At 39.0% G+C, this 3,329-nt stretch carries 2 protein-coding genes; both read left to right on the plus strand.

Translation table 11 applies throughout. The features are described 5' to 3' along the window. Nucleotides 1-842 (plus strand): DUF3987 domain-containing protein (locus tag PVV69_RS09435; protein ID WP_273757299.1); only part of this gene is annotated, 842 nt, incomplete at its 5' end. A 583-nt stretch (nt 843-1,425) separates the two neighbouring features. Further along, on the plus strand, nt 1,426-3,329 hold a 1,904-nt coding region (locus PVV69_RS09440; protein WP_273757300.1), incomplete at its 3' end, for a DEAD/DEAH box helicase family protein.

Below are 3,329 nucleotides of genomic sequence, written 5' to 3' on the forward strand. Positions count from 1 at the left end.
TTTATCTCACAGCTTTTAATGGAGATGATCAATTTACCTATGATCGTATCGAACGTGGAACCATTTTTATCCCCCATGTAACTTTATCAATCATTGGAGGCATTCAACCTTCACGAATTATTCCCATTATTCAAGCCATACACCGTGGAATAAACGATGACGGTTTATTGCAACGGTTTCAAATGATTGTGTGGCCCGATGAAAATCAAGAGTGGAAATTGGTTGACAGACCGCCCAATCAAGAGGGCTGGCAAAAGTATGAAGGTGTTTTTCGCTCTTTTCGTGATAGACGATTAGGTTCTCCAGAACACCCGCTGATCATGCGTTTTATGCCAAAAGCACAAGAGAAATTTTATGTATGGCTAGAAAATCTTCATAGAGAGGCAAAAGGGGGTCATTTCTCAGAAAGCTTACAATCGCATGTTTTGAAAATGCCAAAGACCATAGCAAGTCTTGCGTTGATTTTTGAACTTCTTGATAGTGGTCGTTTTGAAATTGGACTCTATGCCATTACAACAGCCTTGCGATGGGAAAAATATTTGTTAAGTCATGTCAAAAGACTTTATGCGGCGGGGGATACATTAACAGCAGAGCGTGCAAAATTGATTGTTGAACGCTCTGATCATTTACCCGATGTTTTTACAGCAAGAGATATCTATAGACGGTGTTGGAGGTCTTTAAAAGACAATCAAACCGTTAAGCAAGCTTTAGAGCTTTTATGCCGTTGTAACTATATTCGTGAATTTCCTATAGAGGGGAATGAATTAGGTCGGCGTCCTGATAGACGCTATGAGTGGCATCCTTTGGTTAAAAACACCAGAACAATAAAAAAACTCTTTTGAAGTCTTAAGACAACCACGCAAAACTCTTTTTATGGTATTCTCATCAAGGAACTTTTCTCCAAAAGCAAATGATCTGAGTGGCTTTGTAAAAAGAGTTTTGTCAGTTTAGTCAGTTCATTCTAGCCCCTATAGCATTTTTTTTAAATGGTAAAAAATTAAAAACATTATATTTCAATATGTTAGTATTTTAATGGTACAACCCTTATTAAGACACAACCCATAAATTCAATCAATAATATATATTTGTCAGTTATCTGTCAGTAAATTGAACTGACAAAAGTGTTCATTTCAATGACGCATAAAACCTATCAAAATAATCATTCTGATGTTTTTTAACACATAGTGCATTTGTCTTGAATGATATATGAAATAAAGAGCAAATTTCACTATTCTGTTGTTGATCTGACTTACGTCATAGGCTGTGGATAAATAGCCTTTTAAACCCCTTTTGAAAAAATTTATCCGTTTTTTCGCACTTTTCTGCATTTTTTCTCAATTCGTTCAAAATGGATTTAATAAGCTTCATTTCGATTCTTTTGAAAAGAATTAACCCTCTCATATCAAAATGGAGCTCTGTTATAATATGCTGCAATCTCTTAAGTCTGATCATGAACAAATCACGCTACGCTCTCTCTTAGAATTCTACCGTCAACAAGCAAAATCACCCCGTGAATTGGGAACGCTGTTTGAAAACCTTGTCATGGCTTATCTCATGCAAGACCCTTTACAAAAGCAAGAATACGAAAAGGTTCAAACTTATTCGGAATGGGCTGAGGAACATGATGAAGATGGGCGTGATATTGGCATTGATCTGGTCGCTACAATCCGTGATCAAGGAGGATATGCGGCTATTCAATGTAAATGCTATGATGCTTCTCACATCATTAAAAAAGAAGATATTGATAGCTTTATCGCTGTCTCTGGGAAGAAAATATTCACCCGTCGTATTCTGGTTGATAGCACCGAAAGCAATTGGAGTGATAATGCTCACAACACTTGTGATGGTCAAGAGGTTCGTATTCAACAGATTAATCTGTTTGATTTAGAAAACAGTCAAATCGATTGGGGGGCTTATAAAGAACGAGGACAAGCTGTCCTTAAAGAGCAACCGAAAAAAAAGCTTTTAGATCATCAGATAGAAGCGCTTGAAAGAGTTTGTGAAGGGTTACAAGAAGCAGACCGTGGCAAGCTTATTATGGCATGTGGAACGGGCAAGACTTTCACCAGTCTTAAAATAGCAGAGACCATTGCAGGAAAAGGCAAGCGTGTATTATTTTTGGTACCCTCCCTTGCTTTGATGTCACAAACAATAAGAGAATGGACAGCAGATACAGAGATACCCTTGCGTTCCTTTGCCGTGTGTTCGGATACACAAGTAGGCAAGCGTCGTAAAGGGAAACAGGATGATGAAGCTGGTCTAGATGCTTCTGATCTTGTCTTGCCGGCGACCACGGATGCAAAAGAACTTGCCCGTAAAGCCAATAAGACCTCTCTTGATGTGATGACTGTGGTCTTTTCAACTTACCATTCCATTCAAGTGATTTCCGATGCACAAAAAGACTATGATTTACCCGAATTTGATCTGATCATTTGCGATGAAGCCCATAGAACAACTGGGGTTGTATTGGGAACAGACAAGCATGAATCTGAATTTATCAAAGTTCATGATAACAGCATTATTCGGGGTAAAAAACGTCTGTATATGACAGCAACGCCAAAAATCTTTGCTGATAGTGCTAAAAGACAAGCCCATGAGATGAATGGCATTTTGGCGTCTATGGATGATGAAGCGCTCTATGGAAAAGAGCTTTATACCTACACATTCTCTAAAGCCGTGAAGAATGAACTCTTAGTTCCTTATAAGATTATTGTCTTAGGCGTTAATGAAGAGGAAGTCAGTCAATCCATTCAACATCTGATGACCGATGAGAATTATGAACTTACCCTTGATGATAAAACCAAGATCATAGGCTGTTATCAAGCTCTTAGCAAAATAGATCTGAAAGTTGATTTGAGTGATGACTCCAATCCCATGCGGCGGGCTTTGGCTTTTTGTAAAGATATCAAGACCTCTGAACGTATCCGTGACACATTCAATTCTGCAGAAATGCAGAAAGAATTGTATAATCTTCATAAGCTCTATAAAGAGACACCGCCTCTTCAGTGTACCTTTGCGCATATTGATGGAACACAAAGTGCCAAGAAACGCAATGAAGCCCTTGATTGGTTAAAGGAAGATGCGGGGGAAAATACTTGTCGTGTGCTTACCAATGTAAGATGTCTTTCTGAGGGTGTTGATGTTCCTGCTCTTGATGCCATTATGTTTTTACACCCGCGCAAAAGCCAAGTAGACGTGATACAGGCGGTGGGGCGTATCATGCGCCGTGCCAAGGGCAAGAAAAGAGGCTATATCATTTTACCGGTTGGGATACCAGCTGGGGTTTCTGCTGAAGAGGCTTTAAAATACAACAAGAGATACAGTGTTGT

This window comes from Bartonella sp. MM73XJBT, assembly GCF_028618465.1.
In the GTDB taxonomy this organism is placed as follows: domain Bacteria; phylum Pseudomonadota; class Alphaproteobacteria; order Rhizobiales; family Rhizobiaceae; genus Bartonella.